Source organism: Pseudomonas putida W15Oct28 (assembly GCF_000708715.2).
In the GTDB taxonomy this organism is placed as follows: domain Bacteria; phylum Pseudomonadota; class Gammaproteobacteria; order Pseudomonadales; family Pseudomonadaceae; genus Aquipseudomonas; species Aquipseudomonas putida_R.
In genome coordinates this window covers 1-25,807 of sequence record NZ_JENB01000002.1, presented here as the reverse complement: position 1 = coordinate 25,807, position 25,807 = coordinate 1, and the positions used below count along the sequence as shown (strand labels likewise).

Genomic DNA, 25,807 nt, shown 5'->3' with positions numbered 1-25,807 from the left:
AAATGTCCGCCGTACTCGACACCCCCGTCGCCATTCGGCGGACAGCCATGGACCTGCTCGCGCGACGTGAGCACGGTCGCGTCGAGCTGACGCGCAAGTTGCGTCAGCGCGGCGCTTCGGATGAGCTGATCGAGCCTGAGCTCGACCGGCTCGCTGAAGAAGGGCTGCTTTGCGAAGCCCGCTACCTCGAAAGTTTTATAAGGTACCGTTCCAGCGCTGGCTATGGCCCTTTGCGTATTCGCGAAGAGCTGGGCCAGCGTGGCCTGGCGCGTGCTGATGTCGAGCAGGCATTGCGCGAGAGCGAGGTGGATTGGCGCGAGCGCATGCGGGACGTCTGGCAGCGCAAGTTTGCCGGGCAGCGCCCGCAGGATCCGCGCAGCCGTGCCCAGCAAACCCGGTTTCTGGCTTACCGGGGTTTCCCCATGGACATGATCGGCCGCCTGCTCAGCGGGCGTGATCTCGACGATTACTGACCACCAGATCCGCAGTTCTACACGACCGCCTATGGTCAAACTCCGACCTGAAATCTAAAGGCTGACGCAATCCTTGTGGGAGCGGGCGAGCCCGCGAACACCGGCAACGCCGGTGCCATCCACCGCGCTGGATTCTTCGCGGGCGTGCCCGCTCCCACAGGTACAGTGCAGGTCTGCAGCACTTGCTGTACTTGTGGTAACCAATCTCAAGCGGCTCAACTGACCTTCAGCGCCTCTCTGGCCCGCTGCGTGGTATGCATGGGTTGCGGTTTGGCCCAATTCTCCGACAGGTTGATGAAGTCCACCAGCTCGCGCAGCCGACCCTGGTCGCGGCCATTGAAGGCAAATGACAGCCGGGTCAGGTGGTTGAAGTTGCCCACTTCGTGCTCGGCACTGCTATCCGCTTGCTGGTGATACCTGCCACTCAGGCGCAAGTCGGCAAACCCTTCCTGAATATCAAACAGCGCTGCTTCGCTGAGCGGATGATGCATGCGGATCACGAACTGGTTCTTCAGCCAGCGACTGGAGTGGTAGTTGCTGTAGAACTGGTTGATTTCCTCAACGGCCTCATCGGCACTGTGCACCAGGCGCACCAGCTTCAGGTCGCTGGGCAGGATGTAGCGGTTTTCTTCCAGCTGACGGCTGATGAAATCAAGGCAGTCGCGCCAGAAGCTGCCGCCGGGCGAGTCCAGCAGCACCACCGGCACCAAAGGGCTCTTGCCGGTCTGGATCAGGGTCAGCACTTCGAGCGCTTCATCCAGGGTGCCGAAGCCGCCCGGGCACAGCACCAGGCCGTCAGCCTCTTTGACGAAGAACAGCTTGCGGATAAAGAAGAAGTGGAAAGGCAGCAACTTGTCGGTGCCGCCGACGGTAGGGTTGGCGTGTTGCTCGAAGGGCAGGGTGATGTTGAACCCCAGGCTGTGATCGCTGCCAGCGCCTTCGTGGGCGGCGGCCATGATGCCACCGCCTGCACCGGTGATGACCATCAGGTCGGAGCGCGCCAGGGTAGCGCCCAGCTCGCGGGCCAGGGCGTACATCGGGTGTTCCAGGGGGGTGCGTGCAGAGCCGAACACGGTCACTTTGCGCCGGCCCTTGTAGCGCTGCAGGGTGCGGAACGATTGGTCCAGTTCACGCAGGGCCTGCAGGGTGATCTTGGCGCTCCAGCGGTCGCTGTCGTCATGGGCCATGCGCAGGATGGTCAGCATCATGTCTCGGTACAGCGGCAGGTTGGGGCTGTTGGGCGCCACCAGTTGCAGTTGTGCGTCGATGTTGCTCAGGTCGATATTGTTGTCACGGAAGTGGTTGAACAGCAGTTCATTCGCTTGGTAAGGCATGCAACGTCTCCTTCTGCACCAATACCTCTGACCTCAATCTAGACCCTTGCGCCCGATCGTGCCGGGCTGTTTGGCACAGCCGCCCGTCGGTATGTGGCCACCGGCAGCAGGGGTTTGGTTAACTGGTAAAGCGAAACGTGTCGATGCGGGAGGTGGCGGTATGCGCTTGACCATCGAAGTGGACCGGCAGCTCTACCAGCAGCTGAAGAATGCGGCTCAGGTGCATCACTTGAGCCTTGAGGCCGAGTGCTGCCGCAGGTTGGCGGGGCTGGAATGCCAGTCGCGCTACTTGCAGGCGTTATTGGCCGAGATGCGCGCCGATGCCGCCGAAGGGCGCTGGTGCGCCCGCGAGGACGAGAAGGTGTAGCTCTACAAAGCGGCTGTTACTTCTTCTTGCTATTGCCGGCCATGCAGCTGGCACTGTCGAAGGCCTGGTCCATGATCGGCTGGTTGGTCTTGTACACCGTGAAGCGATAGACCATGACCGCGCCCTTCGACATCAGGTTGCGAAAGCCGCTGTTGCGGCAGACGCTGTCGCCCAGTTGGCTGCGTACTTGCTGGGGATTGGCCTGCATGCGCTCGGCGTGGCTCTGGCGTACGCTCAGGTGGTTGACCAGTGCCTTGCCTTCCACGGTGTAGCCTTGGTCGAGGATGTCCTCGTTGATGGCGCGTGGGGTACCGACGCTGCTTTCTTTGGCGACCTTTTGCAACGTGGTGTTCAGGTCGTAATCCTGCTTGGAGGCTGCCTGGGCTGCCAGGGGCAGGGCGAGTAGCAGGCTCAGGGCGGGGACGATAAGGCGCAGCATGAATCTCTCCTGGTTCGATGACTGGCGCTTTGACATGCGCAGGTCGACGGCGTTCCGTGAAAGTCGCGCGAGCGCGAGGTTCGGGCACGGTAGGCGTCGATTATAAGGGCCCCCTTGCCAGCTGCACAGTAAATGCCCCCTGTTCTGGTAAACTGCCCGCCTTGTTTTTTCCGAGTCATCCTTGTGCCCATTTCCTACCTGTCCAGAGGCCTGCCGGCATGAGCCACGCGGTAGCGCGCCTGCGCGCCGAACGCCTGGCCCGCAGCAACAAGCCTTTCATCGCCCGTGGCTCGCGTGCCGAGCGCTGCCCGGATTGCCGGGTCATCGCCACCCATTGCCTGTGTGCCTGGAAGCCTCGGGTGCAGGCCGAGTCTGGCGTGTGCCTGCTGATGCATGACACCGAGCCATTGAAACCCACCAACACCGGCTGGCTCATTGCCGACCTGATCGAAGACACCTCGGCCTTCGGCTGGCTGCGCACCTCGGTCGACGAAGGCTTGCTGGCCTTGCTGGACGACCCGCGCTGGCAGCCCTACATCGTCTTCCCGGGTGAGTTCGTGGCCGAGCAGCGGGTGGTCAGCGAGGTGGCGCGCGAGCCGGGCAAGCGCCCGCTGTTCATCCTGCTGGATGCCACCTGGACCGAAGCCCGCAAGATGTTCCGCAAAAGCCCGTACCTGGACCGCTTCCCGGTGTTGAGCCTGCAGGCCGAGCAGATGTCGCGTTACCGCCTGCGGCGCTCCAAGCGCGATGATCACTTCTGCACGGCAGAGGTCGCAGCCATGTGCCTGGACCTGGCCGGCGACAGCCAGGCCTCACAGGCGCTGGATGCCTACCTGGATGTGTTCAGCCTGCACTACCTGAGCGGCAAGCGGCGTCTTCCGCTGGATGACCAGGACGACACGCACCAGCGTTTGCATACCTTCCTATAGTCCAAGGGGCACAACCCCTGCTTTGGTTCATAATGACGGGGCTGGCAGCCAGGGTGGGCGAGACGGTAGGGCGAATGGCTTGACCACCCTTGACCGTGCTCGGCATCCTTGGCGCCGATTCCCCGCCAGGCGCTTCTCTTACCCCCGAGCGCCTGGCATAGAACAGGATCCTTAGATCGATGGCCACTTACGAAATCCTGATTGCCGATGACCACCCACTGTTCCGTGGCGCCTTGCGCCAGGCCGTTACCCTCGGCCTTGGCCCGGATGTGCGCCTGGTCGAAGTCGCGAGCATTGCCGAACTGGAAACCCGCCTGAGCGAAAAAGCCGACTGGGACCTGGTGCTGCTGGACTTGAACATGCCAGGTGCTTATGGTTTTTCCGGGCTGGTGCTGCTGCGCGGGCAATACCCGCAGATCCCCGTGGTGATGGTGTCGGCGCAGGAAGAGGCTGCGGTGGTGGTCAAGTCCCGCGAGTTTGGCGCCAGTGGCTTCATTCCCAAGTCCAGCCCCCTGGAAGTGATCCAGGATGCCGTGCGCAAGGTGCTCGATGGCGAGGTCTGGTGGCCGCCGCAGGCGTTCGAAAAGGTCGATGTCTCGGCCGAGGCCAAGGCCGCCAGTGAAGGCCTGGCCAGCCTCACGCCGCAACAGTTTCGCGTACTGACCATGGTCTGCGAAGGCCTGCTGAACAAGCAGATTGCGTATGAGCTGAGTGTCTCCGAGGCCACCATCAAGGCCCACGTGACTGCAATATTCCGCAAGCTGGGCGTGCGTACCCGCACCCAGGCCGCGCTGCTGCTGCAACAACTTGAATCGGTTGCCAGCAACTGACTGCGCGTGGCTTCACGCTTTTTTGACCCGTGCCGGTCTAGTCTGCTGGCCTTTCTGTTGTGAAGTGACTCACATGACATCGCCATTCAAGGGCCAGACCGGCCTGAAACGTATCTTCAACGCCGCCGGCTACTCGCTGGACGGCCTGCGTGCCGCCTTCAAGGGTGAGGCCGCATTCCGCCAGCTGGTGCTGCTCAACGTGCTGCTGATCCCGATTGCCTTCTGGTTGCCGGTCAGCCGTGCGGAGCGGGCGATCATGATTGCGGTGTGCCTGTTGGGGCTGATCGTCGAGCTGTTCAACTCGGCGGTGGAGGCGGCCATCGACCGCATCTCGCTGGAGCGCCACCCGCTGTCGAAAAACGCCAAGGACATGGGCAGCGCTGCGCAACTGGTAGCACTGACCATGGTGGCGCTGGTGTGGGGCGTGATCCTGCTTTAAGCGATTGGCGGCAGCACGATTTCATCACTGCGGGTATAGCCCGCAGTGAAGTTGCGGCACAGTTCCAGAAACTCGCGCATGGCCGAGGTCTGGTACTTCTGTTTGTGCCAGATGAAATAGAACTGGCGCATCAGGTCCAGTTCCGGCGTTTCCACCGGGACCAGGCTGCCCCGGCGGAAGGCGTCACGCAGGGCCAGGCGCGAAATGCAGCCAATTCCAAGGCCCGACTCCACCGCACGCTTGATCGCTTCGGTGTGTTCCAGCTCCAGGCGGATGTTCAGGTTGGCGCGGTGATGGCGCATGGCCTGGTCGAAGGTCAGGCGCGTCCCCGAGCCTTGCTCGCGCAAAATCCACGCCTCTTGCGACAGGCTTTCGATATCGGCACGGCCCACCTTGGCCAGTGGATGCTGCGGCGCACAGAACACCACCAGTTCGTCCTCGACCCACGGCTGCACTTCCAGGTCGGGGTGGTTGCAGTCACCTTCGATTAGACCCAGATCAATTTCGTAGTGCGCGACCTGTTGCACGATATGCACTGTGTTCTGTACATGCAGCTTGACCTGGCTTTCCGGGTGGGTCTGCATGAAGCTGCCGATCAGCAGGGTAGCCAGGTAGTTGCCGATGGTCAGTGTGGCACCGACCGCCAGCGAGCCGAAACCGGACTTGCCGTTGAGCAGGTCTTCGATTTCCTTGGCCTGGTCGAGCAGGGCCACCGCCTGTGGCAACAGTTGATGGCCCAGGGCGTTAAGGGCCAGGCGCTTGCCGGCACGGTCGAACAGCTGGCAGCTCGATTGCCGCTCCAGTTCGGTGATGGACGTGCTGGCGGCCGACTGCGACAACGCCAGCAGGCTAGCGGCCCGAGAGACGCTTTGGTGCTGGGCGACGGCGACGAAGACTTGCAGTTGACGGAGTGTGAATCGCATATCTATATAACCGATAACACATATCTTGATAATCCAGTTAACAGATATTGTCGCTGCCCCTAAACTATCGCGCAACTGCGCGTTTTGCGCGCCGCGTTTTTCTTCAGGAGCCCCATCGATGAGCAACATGAACCACGAACGTGTCCTCAGTGTGCACCACTGGAACGACACCCTGTTCAGCTTCAAGTGCACCCGCGACCCGGGGCTGCGCTTCGAGAACGGTCAGTTCGTGATGATCGGCCTGCAACAGGAAAGCGGCCGTCCGCTCATGCGTGCCTATTCCATCGCCTCGCCGAACTGGGAAGAGCACCTGGAGTTCTTCAGCATCAAGGTGCCGGACGGCCCGCTGACCTCGCAGCTGCAGCACCTCAAGGAAGGCGATGAGATCATCATCAGCAAGAAGCCTACTGGCACCCTGGTGCTCGACGACCTGAACCCGGGCAAGCACCTGTACCTGCTGAGCACCGGCACTGGCCTGGCGCCATTCATGAGCGTCATCCAGGACCCGGAAACCTACGAGCGCTTCGAAAAAGTGATCCTGGTGCACGGCGTGCGTTACGTGAACGAAGTGGCCTACCGCGAGTTCATCACCGAGCACCTGCCGCAGAACGAGTTCTTCGGTGAGTCGGTTCGCGACAAGCTGATCTACTACCCGACCGTGACCCGCGAGCCATTCGAAAACCAGGGCCGCCTGACCGACCTGATGCGCAGCGGCAAGCTGTTCAGCGACATCGGCCTGCCACCGATCAACCCGCAGGACGACCGCGCGATGATCTGCGGCAGCCCGAGCATGCTCGACGAGACCAGCGAAGTGCTGGACAGCTTCGGCCTGAAAGTCTCCGCCCGCATGCGCGAGCCGGGTGACTACCTGATCGAGCGTGCCTTCGTCGAGAAGTAAGGCGCAGGCTGCTACAAGAAGGCGACCCTCGGGTCGCCTTTTTTATACCTGTAATTTTTGTATTGCCTGTACTGGCCCTTTCGCGGGCTTGCCCGCTCCCACAGGGAAATCATCGGCCGCAGGACTCGTAACATTCCTGTGGGAGCGGGCAAGCCCGCGAAGAGGCCGGTACAGGCAAAACACAATCTATTCGACGCGCGTCTCGCCGCTGTACACCAAAATCTCCCGGCAGCGCTTGCACAGGTACCGCCGCCCCTGGCGCACCAGCTTGTGCCGCTGTGCGGTAAACGGGAAGTCACCCTGCGGGCACGGGCAGCGGTAGATGTAGCGGGTCACCACGCGCCGTTGCACTTCATAGTTGTGGCAACGGTTGGGTGGCAGTTCATACACCCCGCGCATGATCAATTGCCACTCTTCGCCATGGGCCTGGATGCGGTCGCCAAACAACTGGTGGGCCACCAGGTGCGCCACTTCGTGGGCAACGGTCTGGCGCAGGAAGTCTTCCTGGTTTTCCCGGTAAAGCTGCAGGTTGAAGCGCAGCAGGTTGTCGTGCAGGTGGGCGACGCCGGCCTTTTGCCCGCGCAGCTTGAAGCTGACCTCGGGGCGAGAGAAGGGGCGTTTGAAAAAGGTTTCGGCTTGCTGGTAACAGGTTTCGACGCGTTGTTTGAGCAGCTCGGGCATGGTGGGGCGGTTCTCCTGACCGGGCATTATGCCGCAAGCACCTGCGGCCTGCCGAGCCACTGGTCTGCGCACAGCCAGAGGCCGCCTTGCGGCGGCCCCTGGTTGATGCCCCAGTGTTGGTTGAGTCTGTTCTAGTTGGTATAGACGGGCCCCACGCCCAGTCCCCAGATAATTACCGTGGCGGCCATGATCGCCACCAGTACCACAAGGCCCACCGCCAGCACCGAGCTGGAAAACAGGAAGCCTTCGTCGGACGGTATGTTCATGAACGTCGGCAGGCCGACATACAGCAAGTACACCGTGTAGCAGATGGCGGCAGTGCCGATCAGCATGCCCAGCCACAGGTGCGGGTACAGCGCCGCCAGGCCGCCGATGAACAACGGTGTGGCGGTGTAGGTGGCAAAGGCGATGCACTGCGCCATGGACGGGTTGGCATCGTAGGTGCGGGCCATCCAGTGGATGAACGCGCCCATTACCGCCACCCCGCCGAGCATGGCCAGGTACGACATGATGCTCATCCAGATAGCGCTTTCCATGGTCAGCATCACAGCCGGCCGGTCACCGATCACCCAGCCCACCTGGGTAGTGCCGATAAATGCGGAAACGGCAGGGATCGCCGCCAGGATCAGGGTGTGCGTCAGGTACATGTGGCTGATGGATTCTTCTTCGCCACGAATTTCCCGCCATTCCTGGCCGGGATGGGTAAACAGCCCCACAACGTGATGAATCATGCCGGTCACTCCTCTGAATGTTGCCAAACGCCCCCCAGATGGAGCGCAAGCGGCCCGAGGCCCGAACACCGATGCAAGCGGTAATGTGGCCTTATGTCGCAGTATAGGAAGCGGTTACCGGCACGAACCGTGCTTTTTAGAGCAAATTGCGCTGTCAGTGGTGCTGTTGATTACATCGAAGTCTTTATCGGAATGCCTACAGCGATGCTGCGTTTGTGCGTAAAATAGTCGGCTTTTGTCACACCTCGCGGATCCAAGCGCTATGGGCACCCTCTCGGTCAACCAGAACAAACTGCAAAAACGCCTGCGTCGTCTCGCCGGCGAAGCCATCACCGACTTCAACATGATCGAGGATGGCGACAAGGTCATGGTCTGCCTGTCTGGCGGCAAGGACAGCTACACCATGCTCGACGTTCTGTTGCACCTGCAGAAGGTGGCACCGATCAAGTTCGAGATCGTCGCGGTGAACATGGACCAGAAGCAGCCGGGCTTCCCTGAGCATGTGCTGCCGGCCTACCTCAAAGAGCTGGGCGTCGATTACCACATCGTCGAGAAAGACACCTATTCGGTGGTGAAGGAGCTGGTGCCCGAGGGCAAGACCACCTGTTCGCTGTGCTCGCGCCTGCGCCGTGGCACCCTGTACACCTTCGCCGACGAAATCGGCGCGACCAAGATGGCGCTGGGGCACCACCGCGACGACATCGTCGAAACCTTCTTCCTCAACATGTTCTTCAACGGTGCGCTCAAGGGCATGCCGCCGAAGCTGCGCGCCGACGATGGCCGCAATGTGGTGATCCGTCCGCTGGCCTACTGCAGCGAGAAGGACATCCAGGCCTACTCGGACATGAAGGAATTCCCGATCATCCCGTGCAACCTGTGTGGCTCGCAGGAAAACCTGCAGCGTCAGGTGGTCAAGGACATGCTGGTGGAGTGGGAGCGCAAGCACCCGGGCCGTACCGAGAGCATCTTCCGTGCCCTGCAGAACGTGGCGCCGTCGCAACTGGCCGACCGCAACCTGTTCGACTTCACCAGCCTGAAGATCGACGAAAACGCCACGCCGCGTTTCCTCGACGTGCTGAACATCTGAGCCCATGCGCGATTACCAGTGGCTGCATGAGTACTGCCTGAACCGCTTTGGCTCGGCCCAGGCGCTGGAGGCCTTCTTGCCGCAGCCGCGTACGCCGGCGCAACTGCGCGGCATCAGCGACGACCGTTACCTGTCGACCCTGGCCCTGCGCGTGTTCCGCGCGGGGCTCAAGCACAGCCTGGTGGATGCCAAGTGGCCAGTGTTCGAGCAGGTGTTCTTCGGCTTCGACCCTGAGAAAGTGGTGCTGATGGGCGCCGAGCACCTGGAGCGGCTGATGCATGACGAGCGCATCATCCGTCACCTGGGCAAGCTCAAGAGCGTACCGCGCAATGCGCAGATGATCCTCGACGTGACGAAGGAGAAGGGCAGTTTCGGCGCTTTCATCGCCGACTGGCCGGTGACCGATATCGTCGGCTTGTGGAAGTACCTGGCCAAGCACGGCAACCAGCTGGGCGGGCTGTCGGCGCCGCGTTTCCTGCGCATGGTGGGCAAGGACACCTTCATCCCCACCGATGACATGGCGGCTGCGTTGATTGCCCAGAAGGTGATCGACAAGCAGCCGACCAGTCAACGCGACCTGGCACTGGTGCAGCAGGCGTTCAACCAGTGGCATGAAGAAAGTGGACGGCCGCTGTGCCAGTTGTCGGTGATGCTGGCGCATACCGTCAACCATTGAGATTTGCGTTGGCCTTTTCGCGGGCATGCCCGCTCCCACAGGTACAGCGCAGGCCTCAAATGCGGCGCGATCCCTGTGGGAGCGGGCAAGCCCGCGAAAAATCTAACTCCCTTCGCCCGCCAGGCGCCGCTCATGCTGGAACTTCCAGCGCACGTACAGCAGCCCGGCAATGAACAGCCCCAGGCTCACCAGCACTTCAACCCAGCCAAACACCGCCCGCGCCGGATCGAACGCCGCCAGTACGCCCTTGATGAAATAGATATTCACCACGAAACAGGTCCAGGCATGCGCCCGAGCACTGCCCATCAGCATGCCAGGCAGCAACAGCAGTAACGGCACCAGCTCGATTGCCAGAATCACCCCGACTCGCGCCCCATGCAGGTTGGCGAACCACAGGTTGTTCACCAGCAGCAGGGCGATGAGGCCGAAGAAAAACGCCAGGCTCAACGCCCGCGTCAGGCGCAGGCGCGGTGCCAGCCATTCCAGCGGCGGCAACACCTTGGGCTTTTTAGCCACGCGCGGCCTCCAGGGCCTTGGCCGTGGTCGCCAGGCGTTGGCCCAGGGCGCGGCACAGGGCGATCTCATGCTGATCGAGCTCACGCTTGCCATCGGCACCGGCATGGTGGCTGGCGCCGTAAGGGGTACCGCCGCCGCGGGTTTCCAGCAAGGCCGACTCGCTGTACGGCAGGCCCATCACCAGCATGCCGTGGTGCATCAACGGCAGCATCATCGACAGCAGGGTGGTTTCCTGGCCGCCGTGCAGGCTGGCGGTAGAGGTAAACACGCCTGCCGGCTTGCCGACCAGTTCACCACCCAGCCACAGGCTGCTGGTGCCATCCAGGAAGTACTTGAGCGGCGCTGCCATGTTGCCGAAGCGGGTCGGGCTGCCCAGTACCAGGCCTGAGCAGTGGCGCAGGTCGTCCAGGGTGGCGTACAGCGCACCACTGGCCGGGATGTCCGGGGCCACCGCTTCACATTCGGTAGAAATGGCAGGCACTGTGCGCAGGCGCGCCTCCATGCCGGCCAGTTCGATGCCGCGGGCGATGTGCCGGGCCATTTCGCTGGTCGAACCATGCCGGCTGTAATACAGCACCAGGATGTAGGGCGCGCTCACGGCAGGATCTCCAGCACTTTTTCCGGCGGGCGACCGACCATGGCCTTGTCACCAGCGACCAGGATCGGCCGCTCGATCAGTTTGGGGTGCTGGGCCATGGCCTCGATCAGTTGCGCGTCGGTCAGTGCCGGGTCGGCCAGGTTCAGCGCTTTGTATTCGTCTTCGCCGGTACGCAGCAATTGGCGCGGGGCGATGCCCAGCTTGCCGAGCAGGGCCTTGAGGGTGGCGGCGTCGGGCGGGGTTTCCAGGTAGCGCACGATGGTCGGGGCAAGGCCACGGGCTTCGAGCAGTTCCAGCGCGCCGCGGGATTTCGAGCAGCGCGGGTTATGATAGAGCGTCAGGTCAGTCATGTCGGGTCGCATCCAGCTGGGTGTGGCGGCTATTCTAACCGCAGCGACTGACCCATTTGCTTTAAAACTCGAGAAGGATTGACCCATGGCAAGGCGTCTGGCAGCAGTACTGGCCATCACCGCGAGCCTGTTGCTCGGTGGTTGCGGTGCCGATTATGGCGTGGACCAACACGGTAATACGGTTAAGGCCGAACAGATCGAAGGGCACTGGCTGGTGCTCAACTATTGGGCCGAATGGTGCGGGCCGTGCCGTACCGAAATCCCTGAACTGAACACGGCCGCAAAGCAGTGGGCGGCCGATGGCATCAAGGTGGTGGGGGTGAACTTCGATGGCTTGCAGGGGCAGGACCTGAAACAGGCCTCTGAAACCCTGGGCATCGGTTTCACCGTGCTGGCCCAAGACCCGGCCGAGCGCTATGACCTGCCGCGCAGCGAGGCGCTGCCGGTGACCTACATCATCGATGACAAGGGCAAGGTGCGCGAACAACTGCTGGGTGAGCAGACCCTGGAAGGGTTGCAGGCCAAGATCAAGGCCCTGAAAGGCGCCTGAGGTCAGCCTGTACCGGCCCTATCGCCGGCAAGCCAGCTCCCACAGGACTGCACAGGGTTCATATGCTGTGCAGTACCTGTGGGAGCTGGCTTGCCGGCGATAGGGCCGGTACAGGTAATAGTGATTCAGCCTTCCTCAGGCCAGAAGCGCAGTGGCTTGCCTTCGGCCGGCCAGAAACGCATCTGTTCCACCGGTGACACGTCCCAGCGTTGAACCGTTTCCAGCGCCTGCAAAAAGCGCTTTTCCTGCTCCATCAACGCCGGCGCGCACAGCTTGCGGGTCTTGCCGACCTTGCCGAAGCTCAGGTGCTCGCCCTCCAGCGTATACGGCGCAAACCAGTGGTTGCAGCCGGCATTGCCATAGGCGCGGCCGTCGCTGGCCAGGGTCAGGGTCAGGTGGCTGTAGTCGATCAGCGGGCGTTCGCCAATCCACTCCAGCACGTAGCTGCGCTCCTGCTGCAGCTTCGAGGGTTCTGCGGCGCAGCCGAGCAGGCCGGTGGCAATCAGCACGCCGGTCAGCAGATTTTTCACTCGGCGCTCTCCTGGCAACGCGGGCACAGGTGTTTTTCGCCACGGCTGGCCCAGCCCAGTTCGGCAATGCGTGCGCTGGCGGCGGGCTGGCGGGCTTTTTTGCCCAGCTTGGCGTCCACGGCAAACTCGAACTCCAGCACGGCGTCGCAGCTGTCGCATTCGACCTGCCAGGTGAGGATTTCCAGTTCGTTGAACACCGGCCCGGTGGCCACTGCGACCCACTGGCCGCGCGGGTTGATCAGGTGGCGCACGCTGTCCACGGTCAGTCGCATGGACAAATCCTTGCTGCCCTTGAGGGTTACCAGCAGGGCGTCGCCTTTATGCATCGAACCGCCGTTACCGGTGACCTGATAGCGGCCCGGCACCAGTGCACGGCACTCGATCAGGGTGTGTTGCGGGTTGAAAAGGGTGTAGCGGAAATCGTGCTCGACCATGGGTCCTCCAGAAATGCCGCGTATCCTAGCACTAACCCATTACCAGATTCTGTGGATTGCCTGCCGCCCAGCGGTTGATGTTGTCCAGTGTGGTCGCGGCAATGGCGTCCAGCGCCTCGCGGGTGAGGAAGGCCTGGTGGGCAGTGATGATCACGTTGGGGAAGGTCAGCAGGCGGGCCAGTACATCGTCCTGCAGTGGCAGGTCGGAGCGGTCCTCGAAGAACAGCTGGGCTTCTTCTTCGTAGACGTCCAGGCCCAGGTAGCCAAGCTGGCCGCTTTTCAGCGCGTCGATCAGTGCCGGGGTGTCGACCAGTGCGCCACGGCCCGTGTTGATCAGCATGGCGCCGGGCTGCAACTGGGCCAGGCTTTGTGCATTGATCAGGTGCCGGGTGTGCTCGGTCAGCGGGCAATGCAGGCTGATGATACGGGCTTCGCGCAGCAGCTCGGGCAAGCTCAGGTAGCGCGCGCCGAGGGCCAGCAGCTCGGGGTTGGGGTAGGGGTCGTAGGCCAGCAGCTGGCAGCCGAAACCGGCCATGATGCGGGCGAAGGCGGCGCCGATCTGGCCGGTGCCGACCACGCCGACGGTTTTGCCGTGCAGGTCGAAACCGGTCAGCCCGTGCAGGGTGAAGTCGCCTTCGCGGGTGCGGTTGTAAGCCCGGTGCAGGCGCCGGTTGAGGGCCAGGATCAGCGCCACGGCGTGTTCGGCCACAGCGTGTGGCGAGTAAGCCGGCACCCGCACCACGGCAAGGCCCAGGCGCTGGGCAGCGGCCAGGTCGACGTGGTTGTAGCCGGCCGAGCGCAGGGCGATCAGGCGTGTGCCGCCTTCGGCCAGGCGCTGGAGCACCTGGGCGTCGAGTTCATCGTTGATGAAGGCACAAACGGTTTCGTAGCCACTGGCCAGGGCGGCGGTGTCGAGGGTCAGGCGGGCGGGCTGAAAGTGCAGCTCCAGCGCGCTGCCGCTGGCGGCCTGGGTGAAGCTTTCCTGGTCGTAATGCTGGCTGCTGAACAACAGGGTGCGCATGGTGAGGCTCCTTCTACAAGTGCTGCGTAGGCCACAGCAGCGGCCACGCACTCAATCTGGCCTGCGCCGCCAGCCGGCTGATCGCGCCGTCCAGGTCATCCAGCGCTTGCTGCGCCTGAGGGTGTTCCTGCTTGAGCAAGGTTTCGCTGCGCTGGCAGGCGGCGCGCAGCTGTGGCACGCCACAATAGCGCGAGGCGCCGTTCAGGCGGTGTACCTGTTCTATCAGGGCGTTACGGTCGTCTGCCTCGCGCGCGGCGCGTATGGCATCGCGGTCGGCGTCCAGCGAGGACAGCAGCATGCTCAGCATGTCGGCCGCCAGGTCCGCCTTGCCCGCTGCCAGGCGCAGGCCTTCTTCGGGGTCGAGTACCTTCAGCTCATCACTGCTGGGCAATTGCTCGGCCGGCGCCGGCTGCGGCACGCCCAGGCTCAAGCCAGTCCACTTCATCACCACCTGGGCCAGTTGCCGCTCGCTGATCGGCTTGGTCAGGTAGTCGTCCATGCCGGCGTGCAGCAATGCGCGCTTTTCGTTGGCCATGGCATGGGCGGTGAGGGCAACGATCGGTAACGGGTTGCCACTTTGGGTATTTTCCCAAAGGCGGATCTGCTCGGTGCAGGCGCGGCCATCCATGCCGGGCATCTGCACGTCCATCAGCACCAGATCGAACGGTTCGTCCTGTACTGCCTGCACAGCTGCATAGCCGTTGTCGACGGCCAGCACCTCGGCGCCCAGGTCTTCGAGCAGGGTCTGCACCAGCAGCAGGTTGGCGGCATTGTCGTCGACGCAGAGGATCTTCGGCTGGCGCTGGCCGTTGACGCTGTACGCCTCGCCCAGCGGCCGGCGCGGTTGCAACAGATCCATCAGCAGGCGGCGCAGTTTGCGGGTGCAGGTCGGCTTGGACAGCAACTGGCCATGGCCGTTGGGCAGGTACGGGTGGTACAGCGCCTGCTCGGTGGTCGGGCACAGCACCACACACTGGCAGTGGTAACGTTCGAGTTGCTGGTGGTAGTGGCCCAGTTGCTCGGGCGACAGGTTACCCAGGTTGGCCCCGAGCACGGCGAACTCGAACGGCAGGCCGGCCTGGCTGGCAGCCTGTACCGCTTGCAGCAACTGGTCGTAGGAGGCGAACAGGCTGACGCTGAGGCCGCAGTCTTCCAGCTGGTGTTCGAGGGCCTGGCGCGCCAACTCGTGGCCATCGACGATGGCTGCGCGGCGGCCCAGCAGCGGCTGCAGCGCCTGCTCCTCGAGATCGTCGTGGGCTTTGGGCAGGTTGAGGCTGATCCAGAACTGCGACCCTTCGCCCGGGGTGCTGTCGACACCGATTTCACCGCCCATCTGCTCGATCAGGCGCTTGGAAATCACCAGCCCAAGCCCTGTGCCGCCGGGTTGGCGGGCCAGCGAGTTGTCGGCCTGGCTGAAAGCCTGGAACAGCGTGCGCACCTCTTGAGGCGACAGGCCGATACCGGTGTCCTGCACGCTGATGCGCAGCTGCGCGCTGTCTTCGTGCTCGTCTTCGAGCATGGCGCGCACGACGATGGTGCCTTCGCGGGTGAACTTGATGGCGTTGCTGACCAGGTTGGTGAGGATCTGCTTGAGCCGCAGCGGGTCGCCGATCAGTGAAGAAGGGGTGTCGCGGTAGATCAGGCTGAGCAATTCCAGCTGCTTGGCGTGGGCGGCCGGGGCGAGGATGGTCAGGGTGTCCTGGATCAGGTCGCGCAGGTTGAACGGAATGCTGTCGAGCACCAGCTTGCCGGCCTCGATCTTGGAGAAGTCGAGGATCTCGTTGATGATCCCCAGCAGGTTGTCGGCGGACTTCTCGATGGTGCTCAGGTAGTCAAGCTGGCGTGGCGTCAGCTCGCTTTTCTGCAGCAGATGAGTAAAGCCGAGGATGCCGTTGAGCGGGGTGCGGATCTCGTGGCTCATGTTGGCCAGGAACTCCGACTTGATGCGGCTGGCCTCAAGGGCCTCCTTGCGCGCCATGTCCAGCTCGATGTTCTGGATTTCAATGGTTTCCAGGTTCTGGCGCACGTCTTCGGTGGCTTGGTCGATGCTGTGCTGCAGTTCTTCGTGGGCGTTTTGCAGGGTTTCGGCCATGCGGTTGATGCCGCGGGCCAGTTCGTCCAGCTCATGGCTGCCCATGGTCGGCAGGCGTTCTTCGAGGTGGCCGTCCTTGAGCTGGTTGACCGCGTGCTTGATGCGCTCGATGGGGTCGTTGATGGTGCGGCTCATGCGCAGCGCCAGCAGCCCGCTGAGTACCAGGCAGGCGAGGATCAACAACAGGCTGGTGAACAGGTTGCGGTAGCCGCGCAGCAGGGTGCCATCGTGCGACAGTTCGATCTCGACCCAGCCTAGCAGCCGCTCGGCTTCGGCCGGTACGGCATCGGTGGCGAGGTCGCGGTGGTGGCCGAACACGGGCATCAGGTAGCGGGTGGCGTCATTGCCGCTGCGCTGCAACAATTGCGTGCCGGTACCGCCGCTGGGCGGCTGGTTGAGCATGCTCGGGCCGGCATGGGCCAGGCGCGTGCGGTCCGGGGCCAGGAAGGCAACGGCGCGTACATCGGCCTGCTCCAGGGTTTGCGCGGCAATGCGCTCCAGCTGTGCGGGCGCAAGCCGGGCCATGGCGGGCGCAGCCAATGGCGCCAGTTGCTCGGCGATCATCTTGCCGCGTTGCAGCAGCTGGGTGCGCAGGTCGTTCTGTTGCAGCCAGGTAAAGTAACTGCCCAGCACCAGGGCCATCAGGCCGGCCGGCAGCAGGGCCAGCAGCAGGACCCGGCTGCGGATTCCCAAGCGATCGAGCACACTCGCCTCCTGTGATGTGCCTGAAAGCCGCCAAGCGATGACGGCCAAGCCGGGAAGTTACTCCGCCTGCAGCGCTATTGCACCTCTTTAGTCGCTGTTTTGTGCCATTGCCGGGGCATTGGTCGCAGGGCGGTTGCCTGGCAGGCGGTGGATGCTCAATAATTGCGCAATTGAGAATGCATGGCAGTTGCCAATGAATCCTGTAGCTATTTACAACTCCAATATCCTTGCTATCGAGGACGACCCGGTCCTGGGTGCCTACCTGCACGAAGAGCTGCAACGCGGCGGCTTCCAGGTAACCTGGTGCCGTAATGGGCTGGAAGGCCTGGAAACGGCTGGTCGCCAGGTTTTCGATGTGGTGCTCATGGACATCCTGCTGCCCGGGCTGAACGGCCTGGATGCCCTGGCGCAGTTGCGCAAGCGCAGCGCCACACCGGTGATCCTGATGTCGGCGCTGGGTGCCGAGGCCGACCGCATCAGCGGCTTCCAGCGCGGGGCCGACGATTACCTGCCCAAACCGTTCAGCATGGCCGAGCTGCAGGTGCGCATCGAGGCAATCCTGCGCCGGGTGGCGCTCGAACGCCGTCATCAACCCCCGCTGGAGCATGCCGCCTGCGGCGAGCTGCAGTTCGACGAGGGCCTGTGCGACGTACGCCTGAATGGCCGCTTGGCAGGCCTGACTCCCAGCGAATACCGGCTGTTCGACATCCTTAACCGCAACTTCGATGACGTCCTGAGCAAGCCGTTCCTTTACCAACAGGTGTTGCAGCGCGGCTATTCGCGGCATGACCGCAGCCTGGACATGCACGTCAGCCAGATTCGCCGCAAGCTCAAGGGCATCGACTATCACGAACGGCAAATCCGTACCGTGTGGGGCAAAGGTTACGTGCTCAGCGCTGGCGAGGCGGAGTGAACCATGCTTGACCGCCATTCGCTGTTCTGGAAGCTGGCCATCTTGCTGGTGGGCTTCTGCCTGCTGATGATCGGCCTCAGTTACACCTGGGGCCGGCACATGGAAATCCAGAACGCCTTCCTTTCGGAGCCGGCGCGGCAGGCGTTGCGAGGCTATGCCGGCGAGGCTGAACAGGCCTGGCGCAGCGGTGGGCGGGCAGGGCTGGACCAGTGGGTGACGGCGATGCACCAGCGCGAACGGGGCTGGGTTGGCGTGCTCGATATCAACCTGCGGCCGCTCGACAGCGCCACCCTCGACCCGCAGATCATGCAGCGGCTGACGCGCCTGCGCGGTGTCGACTGGCCGATGAGCCGGCGCAGCGTCGACCAGCCGTGGGTACGCATACCGTTCCCGGGGGCGCCGGAGCAGGGCATGCTGGTGATCGAGCTGCCACAGCGGTTCAACCCGGACCAGTACCGGTTGCTGTGGCGTATCGTCACCAACGGCATTATCCCTGGCTTGTTCACCTTGCTGTTGTGCGTGGGCCTGTACCGCATGTTGATCGTGCCGTTGAATCAGCTGCGCGAGCAGGCCAATGCCTGGCGCGCCGATCAGCTGTCGGCGCGCCTCGACTCGCGCACCATTGCCCGGCATGACGAGCTGGGCGAGTTGGCCCGCGCCTTTGACCAGATGGCCGAGCGGCTGCAGGGCACGGTGGCCATGCAGCAGCAGTTGCTGCGCGACCTGTCCCACGAAATGCGCACGCCCTTGAGCCGGCTGCGGGTGGCCTGCGACGGCGAAACCGACCTGCAACGCCTGCGCGAACGCCTGACCCGTGAAGTGGACTGCATGCAGCAGTTGGTGGAGGGCACCCTGCAGCTGGCCTGGCAGGACGCCGAACGTGCGCCGATGAACCTGGAGCCAATCGAAGTCCACGCGCTGTGGGAACTGCTGGCCGAGAATGCCAGCTACGAGAGCGGCTGGTCGCCCGCGCACCTGCGCTGCGAAGTGCCGGCCGACTGCTGGGTGCAGGGCAACCTCAACCACCTGGCCCAGGCGCTGGAAAACATCCTGCGCAATGCCATTCGTCATTCGCCGGCCGAGGGTGTGGTGCGGTTGGGTGGGCAGCGCGAAGGCAGTTACTGGTGGTTGTGGCTGGAGGATGAAGGCGGCGGCGTGGCTGAAGAAGACCTGGAGCGGATCTTCGCGCCGTTCTCGCGGCTGGACGGTTCTCGGCCTGGGGATGGCGGTTTTGGCCTGGGCTTGAGCATCGCCCGCAGTGCCATCCAGCGCCAGGGCGGGACCTTGTGGGCGCAGAATGGCAAGCATGGGCTGCGCCTCTGGATGCGGTTGCCATTACATGTGCCGGCCCCTTCGCGGGCCCGCCCGCTCCCACAGGTACAGCATTTATCTTAAGTGCAGCGCAATCCCTGTGGGGGCGGGCGTGCCCGCGAAGAAGCCGGTACAGATCATCGATATAGCTTGTAGCTATATGCACCACAGATTGCGTGATATGGCCGCGAGGGGTTTGCCGGTATGATAGGCCCCCCTGCCGTCCGGATTGTGAAAGACACCATGACCTTGCAGTACCCAACCATCGCCGATTGCGTCGGCAATACGCCCCTGGTTCGCCTGCAGCGCATTGCTGGTGAAACCAGCAACACCCTCCTGCTCAAGCTCGAAGGTAACAATCCTGCCGGCTCGGTGAAGGACCGCCCGGCGCTGTCGATGATCACCCGCGCCGAACTGCGTGGCCAGATCAAGCCCGGCGACACACTGATCGAAGCTACCTCCGGCAACACCGGCATCGCCCTGGCAATGGCGGCGGCGATCAAGGGCTACAAGATGGTCCTGATCATGCCCGACAACTCCACCGCCGAGCGCAAGGCCGCCATGACCGCCTATGGTGCCGAGCTGATCCTGGTGACCAAGGAGGAGGGTATGGAAGGCGCCCGCGACCTGGCCGAGAAGCTGCAGGCCGAAGGCCGCGGCGTGGTGCTCGACCAGTTCGCCAATGGCGACAATCCGATTGCCCACTACAACAGCACCGGCCCTGAGATCTGGCAGCAGACCCAGGGCAACATTACCCATTTCGTCAGCTCCATGGGTACCACCGGCACCATCATGGGCTGTTCCCAGTACCTCAAGGAGCAGAACCCGGCGGTACAAATCATCGGCCTGCAACCGATGGAAGGCTCGGCCATTCCGGGCATTCGCCGCTGGCCCGAGGAATACCTGCCGAAAATTTTCGACGCCACCCGCGTCGACCGCGTGGTCGACATGTCGCAGCAGGAAGCCGAAGACACCACCCGCCGCCTTGCCCGTGAAGAGGGCATTTTCTGCGGCGTGTCTTCCGGTGGTGCGGTTGCAGCCATGCTGCGCCTTTCCCGCGAGGTGGAAAATGCCGTGATGGTCGCGATCATCTGTGACCGCGGCGACCGTTACCTCTCCACCGGCCTGTTTGATCCGAGCTAAATGTCCAAGAAAAAAAGCAACAGCGGCCTACGCTTCCAGCCGGCCGGCGGCAACCGCACTCCCCAGGTCCCCGTGGGCAAGAAGCAGCGCCTTGAAATCGAGCGCCTGGCCGGTGACGGCCGTGGCATCGCCTTCCTCGACGGGCGCACCTGGTTTGTCAGTGGCGCTCTGGCCGGCGAGGCCGTGGAGGCGCGGGTACTCAATGCCCGTGGCAAAGTGGTCGAAGCCCGCCTGGAGCGGCTGCTGCAGGCCAGCCCCGAGCGCCGTGAGGCACCGTGCCGCCACTACGCGCGCTGCGGTGGCTGCAACCTGCAGCACCTGCCGCATGAAGCGCAGCTGGCGCTCAAGCAGCGCACCCTGGCCGAGCAACTGCAGCGGGTGGCCGGCGTGCAGCCCGAGGAGTGGGCCGCCCCCCTGAGCGGGCCGGAATTCGGCTACCGGCGCAGGGCCCGTGTGGCCGTGCGCTGGGACGTAAAAGCGCGTCAGCTGGAGGTGGGCTTCCGTGCCGAAGCCAGCCAGGACATCATCGCCATCGACGATTGCGCGGTGCTGGTACAGCCCTTGCAGTCGATTCTGCGCCACTTGCCGACGGTGCTGCGCTCGTTGAGCAAACCGCAGGCGGTGGGCCACGTGGAACTGTTCAGCGGCACCGCCGAGGCGCTGTTGGTGCGCCACGTCGCGCCGCTGCCGGCAGAAGACCTGGCAAAACTGCAAGCGTTCTGCGAGCAGGCCAATGCCCAGCTGTGGCTGCAGGGTGAAGGTGAGCCGGCGCCCGTGGACCCGGCCGCGCAACTGGGCTTTGCCCTGGCGCCGTGGCAGCTGGAACTGGCCTGGCGCCCAGGTGACTTCGTGCAGGTGAATGCGCAGGTCAACACGGCGATGATCGAGCAGGCCCTGGCCTGGCTCGCACCGCAGGCCGACGAGCGGGTGCTGGACCTGTTCTGCGGCCTGGGCAACTTCGCCCTGCCGCTGGCCCGCAAGGCCCGCGAGGTAGTGGCAGTGGAAGGTGTACAGGCCATGGTCGATCGGGCCGCGGCCAATGCCCGAAACAACAATGTGCATAACGCACGGTTTTTTCAGGCCGATTTATCGCAGCCTTTGGCAGGCACCGGATGGGCCGCCGAGGGCTTTTCTGCGGTACTCTTGGATCCACCGCGCGACGGTGCGTTCGAGGTGGTGCAAGGCATCGCACGCCTCCAGGCCAAACGGCTGGTCTACGTATCGTGCAACCCGGCCACGCTGGCGCGAGACGCGCAGGTGCTGGTCGGCCAGGGGTACCGGTTAAAAAGGGCCGGGATTCTCGACATGTTTCCTCAAACGGCACATGTCGAGGCCATGGCGTTATTCGAAGCGGGCTAGCAGACTGGCCCCTTGGTGCGGCTTCCATGGAATGGCGGCCGCACGGTGATCGCCAGCGCACCCGCGTGGTGCGCTGTATGGAAAGGTAAAACAAAGATGGTACAGGTGAGAGTGCACCAGCCGGTCAACACCGACGGCAGTATCAATCTCGAAGGATGGTTGGACCATGTGGTAAGCGTCGATTCGGCACTGGATCGCGCAGCGCTCAAAGAGGCCTGCGAGTTTGCCCATGAGATCGAGAAAAAAGGCAACCCGGCCAAACATTCCTGGGCGGACGGCACGTCCAGCTTCCAGGCGGGCCTGGAGATTGCCGAAATCCTCGCAGACCTCAAGCTTGATCAGGATTCGCTGGTGGCAGCGGTCATCTACCGTTCGGTTCGCGAGGGCAAGGTGACCCTGGCCGAGGTCAGCCAGCGGTTCGGTCCGGTGGTGTCCAAGCTGATCGACGGCGTGTTGCGCATGGCCGCCATCAGTGCCAGCCTCAGCCCGCGGCAGTCGCTGGTGCTGGGCTCGCAGGCGCAGGTCGAGAACCTGCGCAAGATGCTTGTGGCCATGGTCGACGATGTGCGCGTGGCACTGATAAAGCTGGCCGAGCGTACCTGCGCAATCCGTGCGGTCAAGGCCGCCGACGACGAGAAACGCCTGCGTGTCGCGCGTGAGGTGTTCGACATCTATGCGCCGCTGGCCCACCGCCTGGGCATCGGCCACATCAAGTGGGAATTGGAAGACCTGTCCTTCCGCTACCTCGAACCCGACCAGTACAAGCAGATCGCCAAGCTGCTGCACGAGCGCCGGCTGGACCGCGAACGCTTTATCAGCGACGTGATGAACCAGCTGCAGAACGAGCTGCTGGCCACTGGCGTCAATGCCGACATCAGCGGCCGGGCGAAGCATATCTATTCGATCTGGCGCAAGATGCAGCGCAAAGGCCTGGAATTCAGCCAGATCTACGACGTGCGTGCAGTGCGCGTGCTGGTGCCGGAAATTCGCGATTGCTACACCGCGCTGGGTATCGTGCACACGCTGTGGCGGCACATCCCCAAAGAGTTCGACGACTACATCGCCAACCCCAAGGAAAACGGCTACCGCTCGTTGCACACCGCAGTGATCGGCCCCGAGGGCAAGGTGCTGGAGGTGCAGATCCGCACCCACGGCATGCACGAAGAAGCCGAGTTGGGGGTTTGCGCCCACTGGCGCTACAAGGGCACCGACGTCAAGCCCAGCTCCAACCATTACGAAGAGAAGATCTCCTGGCTGCGTCAGGTGCTGGAATGGCATGAAGAGCTGGGCGATATCGGTGGCCTGGTGGAGCAGTTGCGGGTCGACATCGAGCCGGACCGGGTCTACGTGTTCACCCCGGACGGCCACGCCATCGACTTGCCCAAGGGGGCGACCCCGCTGGACTTCGCCTACCGTGTGCACACCGAGATTGGCCACAACTGCCGGGGTGCCAAGATCAACGGCCGTATCGTGCCGCTGAACTACAGCCTGCAGACCGGTGAGCAGGTGGAGATCATCACCAGCAAGCACGGCAACCCAAGCCGTGACTGGTTGAACTCCAACCTGGGCTACGTCACCACCTCGCGGGCGCGGGCCAAGATCGTGCACTGGTTCAAGCTGCAGGCACGTGACCAGAACGTCGCCGCCGGCAAGACCTTGCTCGAGCGCGAGCTCAGCCGCCTGGGCTTGCCGCAGGTGGACTTCGAACGCCTGGCCGAGAAGACCAACGTCAAGACCGCCGAGGACATGTTCGCCTCGCTCGGCGCGGGCGACCTGCGCCTGGCCCACCTGGTCAACGCCGCCCAGCAGTTGCTGGAGCCCGAGCGCATCGAACAGATCGAACTGGTGCCGCGCAAGCCTACCGGGCCGCGTACCGGCAAGCGTGGTGACATCCAGATCCAGGGTGTCGGCAACCTGCTGACGCAGATGGCCGGCTGCTGCCAGCCGCTGCCGGGCGATGCCATTGTCGGTTACATCACCCAGGGCCGTGGCGTGAGCATCCACCGCCAGGACTGTGCCTCGGTGCTGCAACTGGCGGGCAAGGAGCCGGAGCGCATGATCCAGGTGAGCTGGGGGCCGATCCCGGTGCAGACCTATCCGGTCGACATCGTCATCCGTGCCTACGACCGCCCGGGGCTGCTGCGCGATGTGTCGCAGGTGCTGCTGAACGAGAAGATCAACGTGCTGGCGGTGAACACCCGCTCGAACAAGGAAGACAACACGGCGCTGATGTCGCTGACCATCGAGATCCCGGGCCTGGACGCGCTGGGGCGCCTGCTGGGGCGGATCTCGCAGTTGCCGAACATCATCGAGACGCGGCGTAACCGTACTCCTTGAGACCGCGGCGGCTTCTTCGCGGGTAAACCCGCTCCCACAGGTACGGCGCACATCTCAGGATTTGCACGATACCTGTGGGAGCGGGTTTACCCGCGAAGCAGGCGCCACTAAAGGATCTGCCTAGATGACCTACACCCTCGAAGACCTGCTGCACCTCATGGCCCGTCTGCGCGACCCGCAGTACGGCTGCCCGTGGGACCTGAAGCAGAACTACGCGAGTATCGTTGCGCACACCATCGAAGAAGCCTACGAGGTCGCCGATACCATCGAACGCGGCGATTTCGAGCACCTGCAGGGTGAGCTGGGCGACTTGCTGTTCCAGGTGGTCTACTACAGCCAGCTGGCCCGGGAAGAGGGGCGTTTCGAGTTCGATGGCGTGGTCGACAGCATCACCCGCAAGCTGGTCCGTCGCCACCCACATGTATTCCCCACCGGCGAACTCTATGCGCCGCTGGACACACCCAGCCTGAACGAGGCCCAGGTCAAGTCGCGCTGGGAAGAGATCAAGGCGCAGGAGCGTGCCGAGAAAAGCACGCCCGAGCAACTGTCGCTGCTCGACGATGTACCGTCGGCCTTGCCGGCCCTGTCACGGGCAGCCAAACTGCAGAAACGTGCGGCCACGGTCGGTTTCGACTGGCCGGAAGCATTGCCGGTGCTGGACAAGGTGCGCGAAGAGCTGGATGAAGTCCTGCAGGCCATGGCCGACGGTGACGCCGATGCGCTTGAAGATGAGGTCGGCGACCTGCTGTTCGCCGCCGTCAACCTTGCACGCCACCTCAAGCAAGACCCTGAAAATGCCCTGCGCCGCGCCAACCGCAAGTTCGAGCGACGTTTCCGTTTTATCGAACAGGCATTGCGCGACAGTGGCCGCCCCATTGAAGATTGTAACCTTGACGAGCTGGATGCCCTTTGGGGTGAAGCCAAACGTCAGGAAAAGAACCTGCCCAGCTGCGGCTGAGCTGTTGCATAAGTGAGTGAACATTCATGAGCCTTTCCCTTCGCGACCAATTGCTCAAAGCCGGTCTGGTCAACCAGAAACAGGTCTCGCAGACCAACAAAGCTGAAAAGAAACAGAAGCGCATGGAGCACAAAGGCCAGGTCGAAGTCGACGACAGCCAACAGCGCATCGCCAAGGAAGCCATGGCCGAAAAGGTCAAGCGCGACCAGGAGCTGAACCGCCAGCAGCAGGAAAAGGCTGAGCAGAAAGCCCGTGCCGCACAGGTCAAGCAGTTGATCGAAGCCACGCGCCTGCCCAAGCTGAACACCGAGGATTACTACAACTTCGTCGACGACAAGAAGGTCAAGCGCATTGCCGTCAATGCCTTGATGCGGACCCGGTTGAGTAACGGCGCACTGGCCGTCGTGGCCCATGCCGGCGGCTATGAGGTCATTCCTCGTGAGGCGGCGGTGAAGATCCAGGAGCGCGACCCCAACCGTATCCTGCTGCTCAACACCCATGTCGAGGAAGCGGACGAGGACGACCCGTACGCGGCCTACAAGATCCCGGACGACCTGATGTGGTAAACACGAAAAACCCCGCCTTGGCGGGGTTTTTTTTATTTGAAGAGTGCTCACTGCGTGGTGCGCTGGCCTTCGAGGACTTCCAGCTCTACGCGGTACTGGTGCGCTTCGTGTTCATTGTGGAACATGCCCACCAGTTGGCCTTGTTGGTGCACATCCCAGATCCGCACGCCAGCGGCCAGGCCTTCGTGGGACATTTTCGATTCGTCGCGTTCGGTTACTTGGACTGTCATCGGTAAACTCCACTTCTTCAGTTGGCTGCGACAGTGTGTCGCACACCCTCTTTATAGAGTTTGTTAGCAGGCTAAGTAAATAAAACAGGCATGAAACAAGTTTCATGTACGGCTTCCGGGCCTGCTGGCCTGGCTTTTTGTAGGAGCGGCCTTGTGTCGCGATGGGGCGCGCAGCGGCCCCAAAATCTATGCCCTGATTCAATATTGCCGGGGCCGCTCTGCGGCCCTATCGCGACACAAGGTGTTCTGGTCAAGTTTTGCCGGACACCGATTACGGTGATCAAGCTGCCTGCTGCTCCATTGCTATTGGCGACAGGTAGTTGTTATAGCTGTGGAGCCTGATTCGGTTGTATCTCATGAAGAAGCTGGTCATATCCTGCCTGGCTT

General features: G+C 63.0%; 29 protein-coding genes. 16 read left to right on the top strand and 13 right to left on the bottom strand.

What is annotated here, in order from left to right; genetic code table 11:
- Nucleotides 1–2: 2 nt before the first annotated feature.
- Complete coding sequence (gene recX, locus AK81_RS01360) at nucleotides 3–473, top strand: recombination regulator RecX (protein ID WP_043196211.1); 471 nt, start codon at nucleotides 3–5, stop codon at nucleotides 471–473.
- Between the two features lie 215 nt (nucleotides 474–688).
- Here the strand turns inward: recX and AK81_RS01355 are convergent, their stop codons facing one another.
- Entirely contained in the window at nucleotides 689–1,807 is a 1,119-nt protein-coding gene (locus tag AK81_RS01355) for an LOG family protein (protein ID WP_043196209.1), read from the bottom strand.
- 160 nt (nucleotides 1,808–1,967) lie between these two features.
- Between AK81_RS01355 and AK81_RS01350 the strand changes: the two genes are divergently transcribed.
- On the top strand, nucleotides 1,968–2,174 hold the full coding sequence (locus AK81_RS01350) for a hypothetical protein (protein WP_043196205.1): 207 nt from the start codon (nucleotides 1,968–1,970) through the stop codon (nucleotides 2,172–2,174).
- Nucleotides 2,175–2,190: 16 nt separating this feature from the next.
- On the opposite strand, the gene AK81_RS01345 is transcribed toward AK81_RS01350, so the two are convergent.
- Nucleotides 2,191–2,613: a quorum-sensing-regulated virulence factor family protein gene (locus AK81_RS01345; protein ID WP_043196202.1), complete on the bottom strand. Its 423-nt coding sequence runs from the start codon at nucleotides 2,611–2,613 to the stop codon at nucleotides 2,191–2,193.
- 218 nt (nucleotides 2,614–2,831) lie between these two features.
- Between AK81_RS01345 and AK81_RS01340 the strand changes: the two genes are divergently transcribed.
- From AK81_RS01340 to AK81_RS01330, 3 genes are all read left to right on the top strand, one after another.
- Nucleotides 2,832–3,542: a tRNA-uridine aminocarboxypropyltransferase gene (locus tag AK81_RS01340; RefSeq protein ID WP_043196201.1), complete on the top strand. Its 711-nt coding sequence runs from the start codon at nucleotides 2,832–2,834 to the stop codon at nucleotides 3,540–3,542.
- 179 nt (nucleotides 3,543–3,721) lie between these two features.
- A complete protein-coding gene (gene erdR, locus AK81_RS01335) occupies nucleotides 3,722–4,372 on the top strand; it encodes a response regulator transcription factor ErdR (RefSeq protein ID WP_012270921.1) in 651 nt (216 codons plus the stop codon).
- A gap of 73 nt (nucleotides 4,373–4,445) precedes the next feature.
- Nucleotides 4,446–4,811 (top strand): diacylglycerol kinase, encoded by a 366-nt coding sequence (locus AK81_RS01330; protein ID WP_010952700.1) that lies wholly within the window; start codon nucleotides 4,446–4,448, stop codon nucleotides 4,809–4,811.
- Here the strand turns inward: AK81_RS01330 and finR are convergent.
- Nucleotides 4,808–5,734: a LysR family transcriptional regulator FinR gene (finR, locus tag AK81_RS01325; RefSeq protein WP_043196200.1), complete on the bottom strand. Its 927-nt coding sequence runs from the start codon at nucleotides 5,732–5,734 to the stop codon at nucleotides 4,808–4,810. The two genes, AK81_RS01330 and finR, sit on opposite strands and share 4 nt — an antisense overlap.
- A gap of 118 nt (nucleotides 5,735–5,852) precedes the next feature.
- Between finR and fpr the strand changes: the two genes are divergently transcribed.
- Nucleotides 5,853–6,632, top strand: coding sequence for a ferredoxin-NADP reductase (gene fpr / locus AK81_RS01320; RefSeq protein WP_016501130.1), 780 nt, complete (start codon nucleotides 5,853–5,855; stop codon nucleotides 6,630–6,632).
- A 186-nt stretch (nucleotides 6,633–6,818) separates the two neighbouring features.
- Here the strand turns inward: fpr and AK81_RS01315 are convergent, their stop codons facing one another.
- On the bottom strand, nucleotides 6,819–7,313 hold the full coding sequence (locus AK81_RS01315) for a SprT family zinc-dependent metalloprotease (protein ID WP_043196198.1): 495 nt from the start codon (nucleotides 7,311–7,313) through the stop codon (nucleotides 6,819–6,821).
- Between the two features lie 131 nt (nucleotides 7,314–7,444).
- Nucleotides 7,445–8,044 (bottom strand): Yip1 family protein, encoded by a 600-nt coding sequence (locus AK81_RS01310; protein ID WP_043196197.1) that lies wholly within the window; start codon nucleotides 8,042–8,044, stop codon nucleotides 7,445–7,447.
- A 262-nt stretch (nucleotides 8,045–8,306) separates the two neighbouring features.
- On the opposite strand from AK81_RS01310, the gene ttcA reads away from it, so the two are divergent.
- Both ttcA and AK81_RS01300 read left to right on the top strand, forming a co-directional pair.
- Nucleotides 8,307–9,131, top strand: coding sequence for a tRNA 2-thiocytidine(32) synthetase TtcA (gene ttcA / locus AK81_RS01305; RefSeq protein WP_043196196.1), 825 nt, complete (start codon nucleotides 8,307–8,309; stop codon nucleotides 9,129–9,131).
- Nucleotides 9,132–9,135: 4 nt separating this feature from the next.
- On the top strand, nucleotides 9,136–9,807 hold the full coding sequence (locus AK81_RS01300; protein ID WP_043196195.1) for a DNA-3-methyladenine glycosylase I: 672 nt from the start codon (nucleotides 9,136–9,138) through the stop codon (nucleotides 9,805–9,807).
- Nucleotides 9,808–9,909: 102 nt separating this feature from the next.
- Here AK81_RS01300 and AK81_RS01295 read toward each other — a convergent pair whose 3' ends face one another.
- Genes AK81_RS01295 through arsC form a run of 3 tightly spaced genes read right to left on the bottom strand, consistent with a single transcriptional unit; the run spans nucleotide 9,910 to nucleotide 11,271 of the window.
- Nucleotides 9,910–10,323, bottom strand: coding sequence for a DUF2069 domain-containing protein (locus AK81_RS01295; protein WP_043196193.1), 414 nt, complete (start codon nucleotides 10,321–10,323; stop codon nucleotides 9,910–9,912).
- Nucleotides 10,316–10,921: an NAD(P)H:quinone oxidoreductase gene (gene wrbA, locus AK81_RS01290; RefSeq protein WP_043196192.1), complete on the bottom strand. Its 606-nt coding sequence runs from the start codon at nucleotides 10,919–10,921 to the stop codon at nucleotides 10,316–10,318. The genes AK81_RS01295 and wrbA overlap by 8 nt, the downstream gene beginning before the upstream one ends.
- The gene (gene arsC / locus AK81_RS01285) at nucleotides 10,918–11,271 is read right to left on the bottom strand and encodes an arsenate reductase (glutaredoxin) (RefSeq protein ID WP_043196190.1); all 354 of its coding nucleotides are present in this window, start codon (nucleotides 11,269–11,271) and stop codon (nucleotides 10,918–10,920) included. The genes wrbA and arsC overlap by 4 nt, the downstream gene beginning before the upstream one ends.
- A gap of 85 nt (nucleotides 11,272–11,356) precedes the next feature.
- Between arsC and AK81_RS01280 the strand changes: the two genes are divergently transcribed.
- The gene (locus AK81_RS01280; protein ID WP_016501122.1) at nucleotides 11,357–11,821 is read left to right on the top strand and encodes a TlpA disulfide reductase family protein; all 465 of its coding nucleotides are present in this window, start codon (nucleotides 11,357–11,359) and stop codon (nucleotides 11,819–11,821) included.
- A gap of 125 nt (nucleotides 11,822–11,946) precedes the next feature.
- Here the strand turns inward: AK81_RS01280 and AK81_RS01275 are convergent, their stop codons facing one another.
- Genes AK81_RS01275 through AK81_RS01260 form a run of 4 tightly spaced genes read right to left on the bottom strand, consistent with a single transcriptional unit; the run spans nucleotide 11,947 to nucleotide 16,603 of the window.
- On the bottom strand, nucleotides 11,947–12,351 hold the full coding sequence (locus tag AK81_RS01275; protein WP_043196188.1) for an META domain-containing protein: 405 nt from the start codon (nucleotides 12,349–12,351) through the stop codon (nucleotides 11,947–11,949).
- Complete coding sequence (locus AK81_RS01270) at nucleotides 12,348–12,785, bottom strand: hypothetical protein (RefSeq protein WP_043196185.1); 438 nt, start codon at nucleotides 12,783–12,785, stop codon at nucleotides 12,348–12,350. The genes AK81_RS01275 and AK81_RS01270 overlap by 4 nt, the downstream gene beginning before the upstream one ends.
- Nucleotides 12,786–12,816: 31 nt before the next feature.
- A complete protein-coding gene (locus AK81_RS01265; RefSeq protein ID WP_043196183.1) occupies nucleotides 12,817–13,806 on the bottom strand; it encodes a 2-hydroxyacid dehydrogenase in 990 nt (329 codons plus the stop codon).
- 13 nt (nucleotides 13,807–13,819) lie between these two features.
- On the bottom strand, nucleotides 13,820–16,603 hold the full coding sequence (locus AK81_RS01260; protein ID WP_043196182.1) for a response regulator: 2,784 nt from the start codon (nucleotides 16,601–16,603) through the stop codon (nucleotides 13,820–13,822).
- Nucleotides 16,604–16,796: 193 nt separating this feature from the next.
- On the opposite strand from AK81_RS01260, the gene AK81_RS01255 reads away from it, so the two are divergent.
- The 7 genes from AK81_RS01255 (at nucleotide 16,797) to AK81_RS01225 (ending at nucleotide 25,190) form a co-directional block, all read left to right on the top strand.
- Nucleotides 16,797–17,516, top strand: a complete 720-nt coding sequence (locus tag AK81_RS01255; RefSeq protein ID WP_043196181.1) for a response regulator transcription factor — start codon at nucleotides 16,797–16,799, stop codon at nucleotides 17,514–17,516.
- 3 nt (nucleotides 17,517–17,519) lie between these two features.
- A complete protein-coding gene (locus AK81_RS01250) occupies nucleotides 17,520–18,911 on the top strand; it encodes a sensor histidine kinase (RefSeq protein ID WP_043196180.1) in 1,392 nt (463 codons plus the stop codon).
- Nucleotides 18,912–19,070: 159 nt separating this feature from the next.
- Nucleotides 19,071–19,970: a cysteine synthase CysM gene (gene cysM, locus AK81_RS01245; RefSeq protein ID WP_043196179.1), complete on the top strand. Its 900-nt coding sequence runs from the start codon at nucleotides 19,071–19,073 to the stop codon at nucleotides 19,968–19,970.
- The gene (gene rlmD, locus AK81_RS01240; protein WP_043196178.1) at nucleotides 19,971–21,329 is read left to right on the top strand and encodes a 23S rRNA (uracil(1939)-C(5))-methyltransferase RlmD; all 1,359 of its coding nucleotides are present in this window, start codon (nucleotides 19,971–19,973) and stop codon (nucleotides 21,327–21,329) included. It abuts the gene before it with no gap.
- Between the two features lie 96 nt (nucleotides 21,330–21,425).
- A complete protein-coding gene (gene relA, locus AK81_RS01235; RefSeq protein WP_019473071.1) occupies nucleotides 21,426–23,666 on the top strand; it encodes a GTP diphosphokinase in 2,241 nt (746 codons plus the stop codon).
- Between the two features lie 124 nt (nucleotides 23,667–23,790).
- Complete coding sequence (gene mazG, locus AK81_RS01230) at nucleotides 23,791–24,624, top strand: nucleoside triphosphate pyrophosphohydrolase (protein WP_043196176.1); 834 nt, start codon at nucleotides 23,791–23,793, stop codon at nucleotides 24,622–24,624.
- A gap of 26 nt (nucleotides 24,625–24,650) precedes the next feature.
- Nucleotides 24,651–25,190 (top strand): DUF2058 domain-containing protein, encoded by a 540-nt coding sequence (locus AK81_RS01225; protein ID WP_043196175.1) that lies wholly within the window; start codon nucleotides 24,651–24,653, stop codon nucleotides 25,188–25,190.
- 47 nt (nucleotides 25,191–25,237) lie between these two features.
- Here AK81_RS01225 and AK81_RS01220 read toward each other — a convergent pair whose 3' ends face one another.
- Nucleotides 25,238–25,420 (bottom strand): hypothetical protein, encoded by a 183-nt coding sequence (locus AK81_RS01220; protein WP_043196174.1) that lies wholly within the window; start codon nucleotides 25,418–25,420, stop codon nucleotides 25,238–25,240.
- Between the last annotated feature and the right edge of the window lie 387 nt (nucleotides 25,421–25,807).

Bases quoted from the DNA above. Each gene is read 5' to 3' on its own strand.
- rlmD (WP_043196178.1), top strand. From the start codon at position 19,971: ATGTCCAAGAAAAAAAGCAACAGCGGCCTACGCTTCCAGCCGGCCGGC.
- fpr (WP_016501130.1), top strand. From the start codon at position 5,853: ATGAGCAACATGAACCACGAACGTGTCCTCAGTGTGCACCACTGGAAC.
- erdR (WP_012270921.1), top strand. From the start codon at position 3,722: ATGGCCACTTACGAAATCCTGATTGCCGATGACCACCCACTGTTCCGT.
- AK81_RS01350 (WP_043196205.1), top strand. From the start codon at position 1,968: ATGCGCTTGACCATCGAAGTGGACCGGCAGCTCTACCAGCAGCTGAAG.
- AK81_RS01310 (WP_043196197.1), bottom strand. From the start codon at position 8,044: ATGATTCATCACGTTGTGGGGCTGTTTACCCATCCCGGCCAGGAATGG.
- AK81_RS01345 (WP_043196202.1), bottom strand. From the start codon at position 2,613: ATGCTGCGCCTTATCGTCCCCGCCCTGAGCCTGCTACTCGCCCTGCCC.
- recX (WP_043196211.1), top strand. From the start codon at position 3: ATGTCCGCCGTACTCGACACCCCCGTCGCCATTCGGCGGACAGCCATG.
- AK81_RS01265 (WP_043196183.1), bottom strand. From the start codon at position 13,806: ATGCGCACCCTGTTGTTCAGCAGCCAGCATTACGACCAGGAAAGCTTC.
- ttcA (WP_043196196.1), top strand. From the start codon at position 8,307: ATGGGCACCCTCTCGGTCAACCAGAACAAACTGCAAAAACGCCTGCGT.
- cysM (WP_043196179.1), top strand. From the start codon at position 19,071: ATGACCTTGCAGTACCCAACCATCGCCGATTGCGTCGGCAATACGCCC.
- AK81_RS01225 (WP_043196175.1), top strand. From the start codon at position 24,651: ATGAGCCTTTCCCTTCGCGACCAATTGCTCAAAGCCGGTCTGGTCAAC.
- AK81_RS01280 (WP_016501122.1), top strand. From the start codon at position 11,357: ATGGCAAGGCGTCTGGCAGCAGTACTGGCCATCACCGCGAGCCTGTTG.
- AK81_RS01330 (WP_010952700.1), top strand. From the start codon at position 4,446: ATGACATCGCCATTCAAGGGCCAGACCGGCCTGAAACGTATCTTCAAC.
- AK81_RS01255 (WP_043196181.1), top strand. From the start codon at position 16,797: ATGAATCCTGTAGCTATTTACAACTCCAATATCCTTGCTATCGAGGAC.
- mazG (WP_043196176.1), top strand. From the start codon at position 23,791: ATGACCTACACCCTCGAAGACCTGCTGCACCTCATGGCCCGTCTGCGC.
- AK81_RS01250 (WP_043196180.1), top strand. From the start codon at position 17,520: ATGCTTGACCGCCATTCGCTGTTCTGGAAGCTGGCCATCTTGCTGGTG.
- AK81_RS01220 (WP_043196174.1), bottom strand. From the start codon at position 25,420: ATGACAGTCCAAGTAACCGAACGCGACGAATCGAAAATGTCCCACGAA.
- finR (WP_043196200.1), bottom strand. From the start codon at position 5,734: ATGCGATTCACACTCCGTCAACTGCAAGTCTTCGTCGCCGTCGCCCAG.
- AK81_RS01355 (WP_043196209.1), bottom strand. From the start codon at position 1,807: ATGCCTTACCAAGCGAATGAACTGCTGTTCAACCACTTCCGTGACAAC.
- AK81_RS01315 (WP_043196198.1), bottom strand. From the start codon at position 7,313: ATGCCCGAGCTGCTCAAACAACGCGTCGAAACCTGTTACCAGCAAGCC.
- AK81_RS01270 (WP_043196185.1), bottom strand. From the start codon at position 12,785: ATGGTCGAGCACGATTTCCGCTACACCCTTTTCAACCCGCAACACACC.
- relA (WP_019473071.1), top strand. From the start codon at position 21,426: ATGGTACAGGTGAGAGTGCACCAGCCGGTCAACACCGACGGCAGTATC.
- arsC (WP_043196190.1), bottom strand. From the start codon at position 11,271: ATGACTGACCTGACGCTCTATCATAACCCGCGCTGCTCGAAATCCCGC.
- AK81_RS01340 (WP_043196201.1), top strand. From the start codon at position 2,832: ATGAGCCACGCGGTAGCGCGCCTGCGCGCCGAACGCCTGGCCCGCAGC.
- AK81_RS01300 (WP_043196195.1), top strand. From the start codon at position 9,136: ATGCGCGATTACCAGTGGCTGCATGAGTACTGCCTGAACCGCTTTGGC.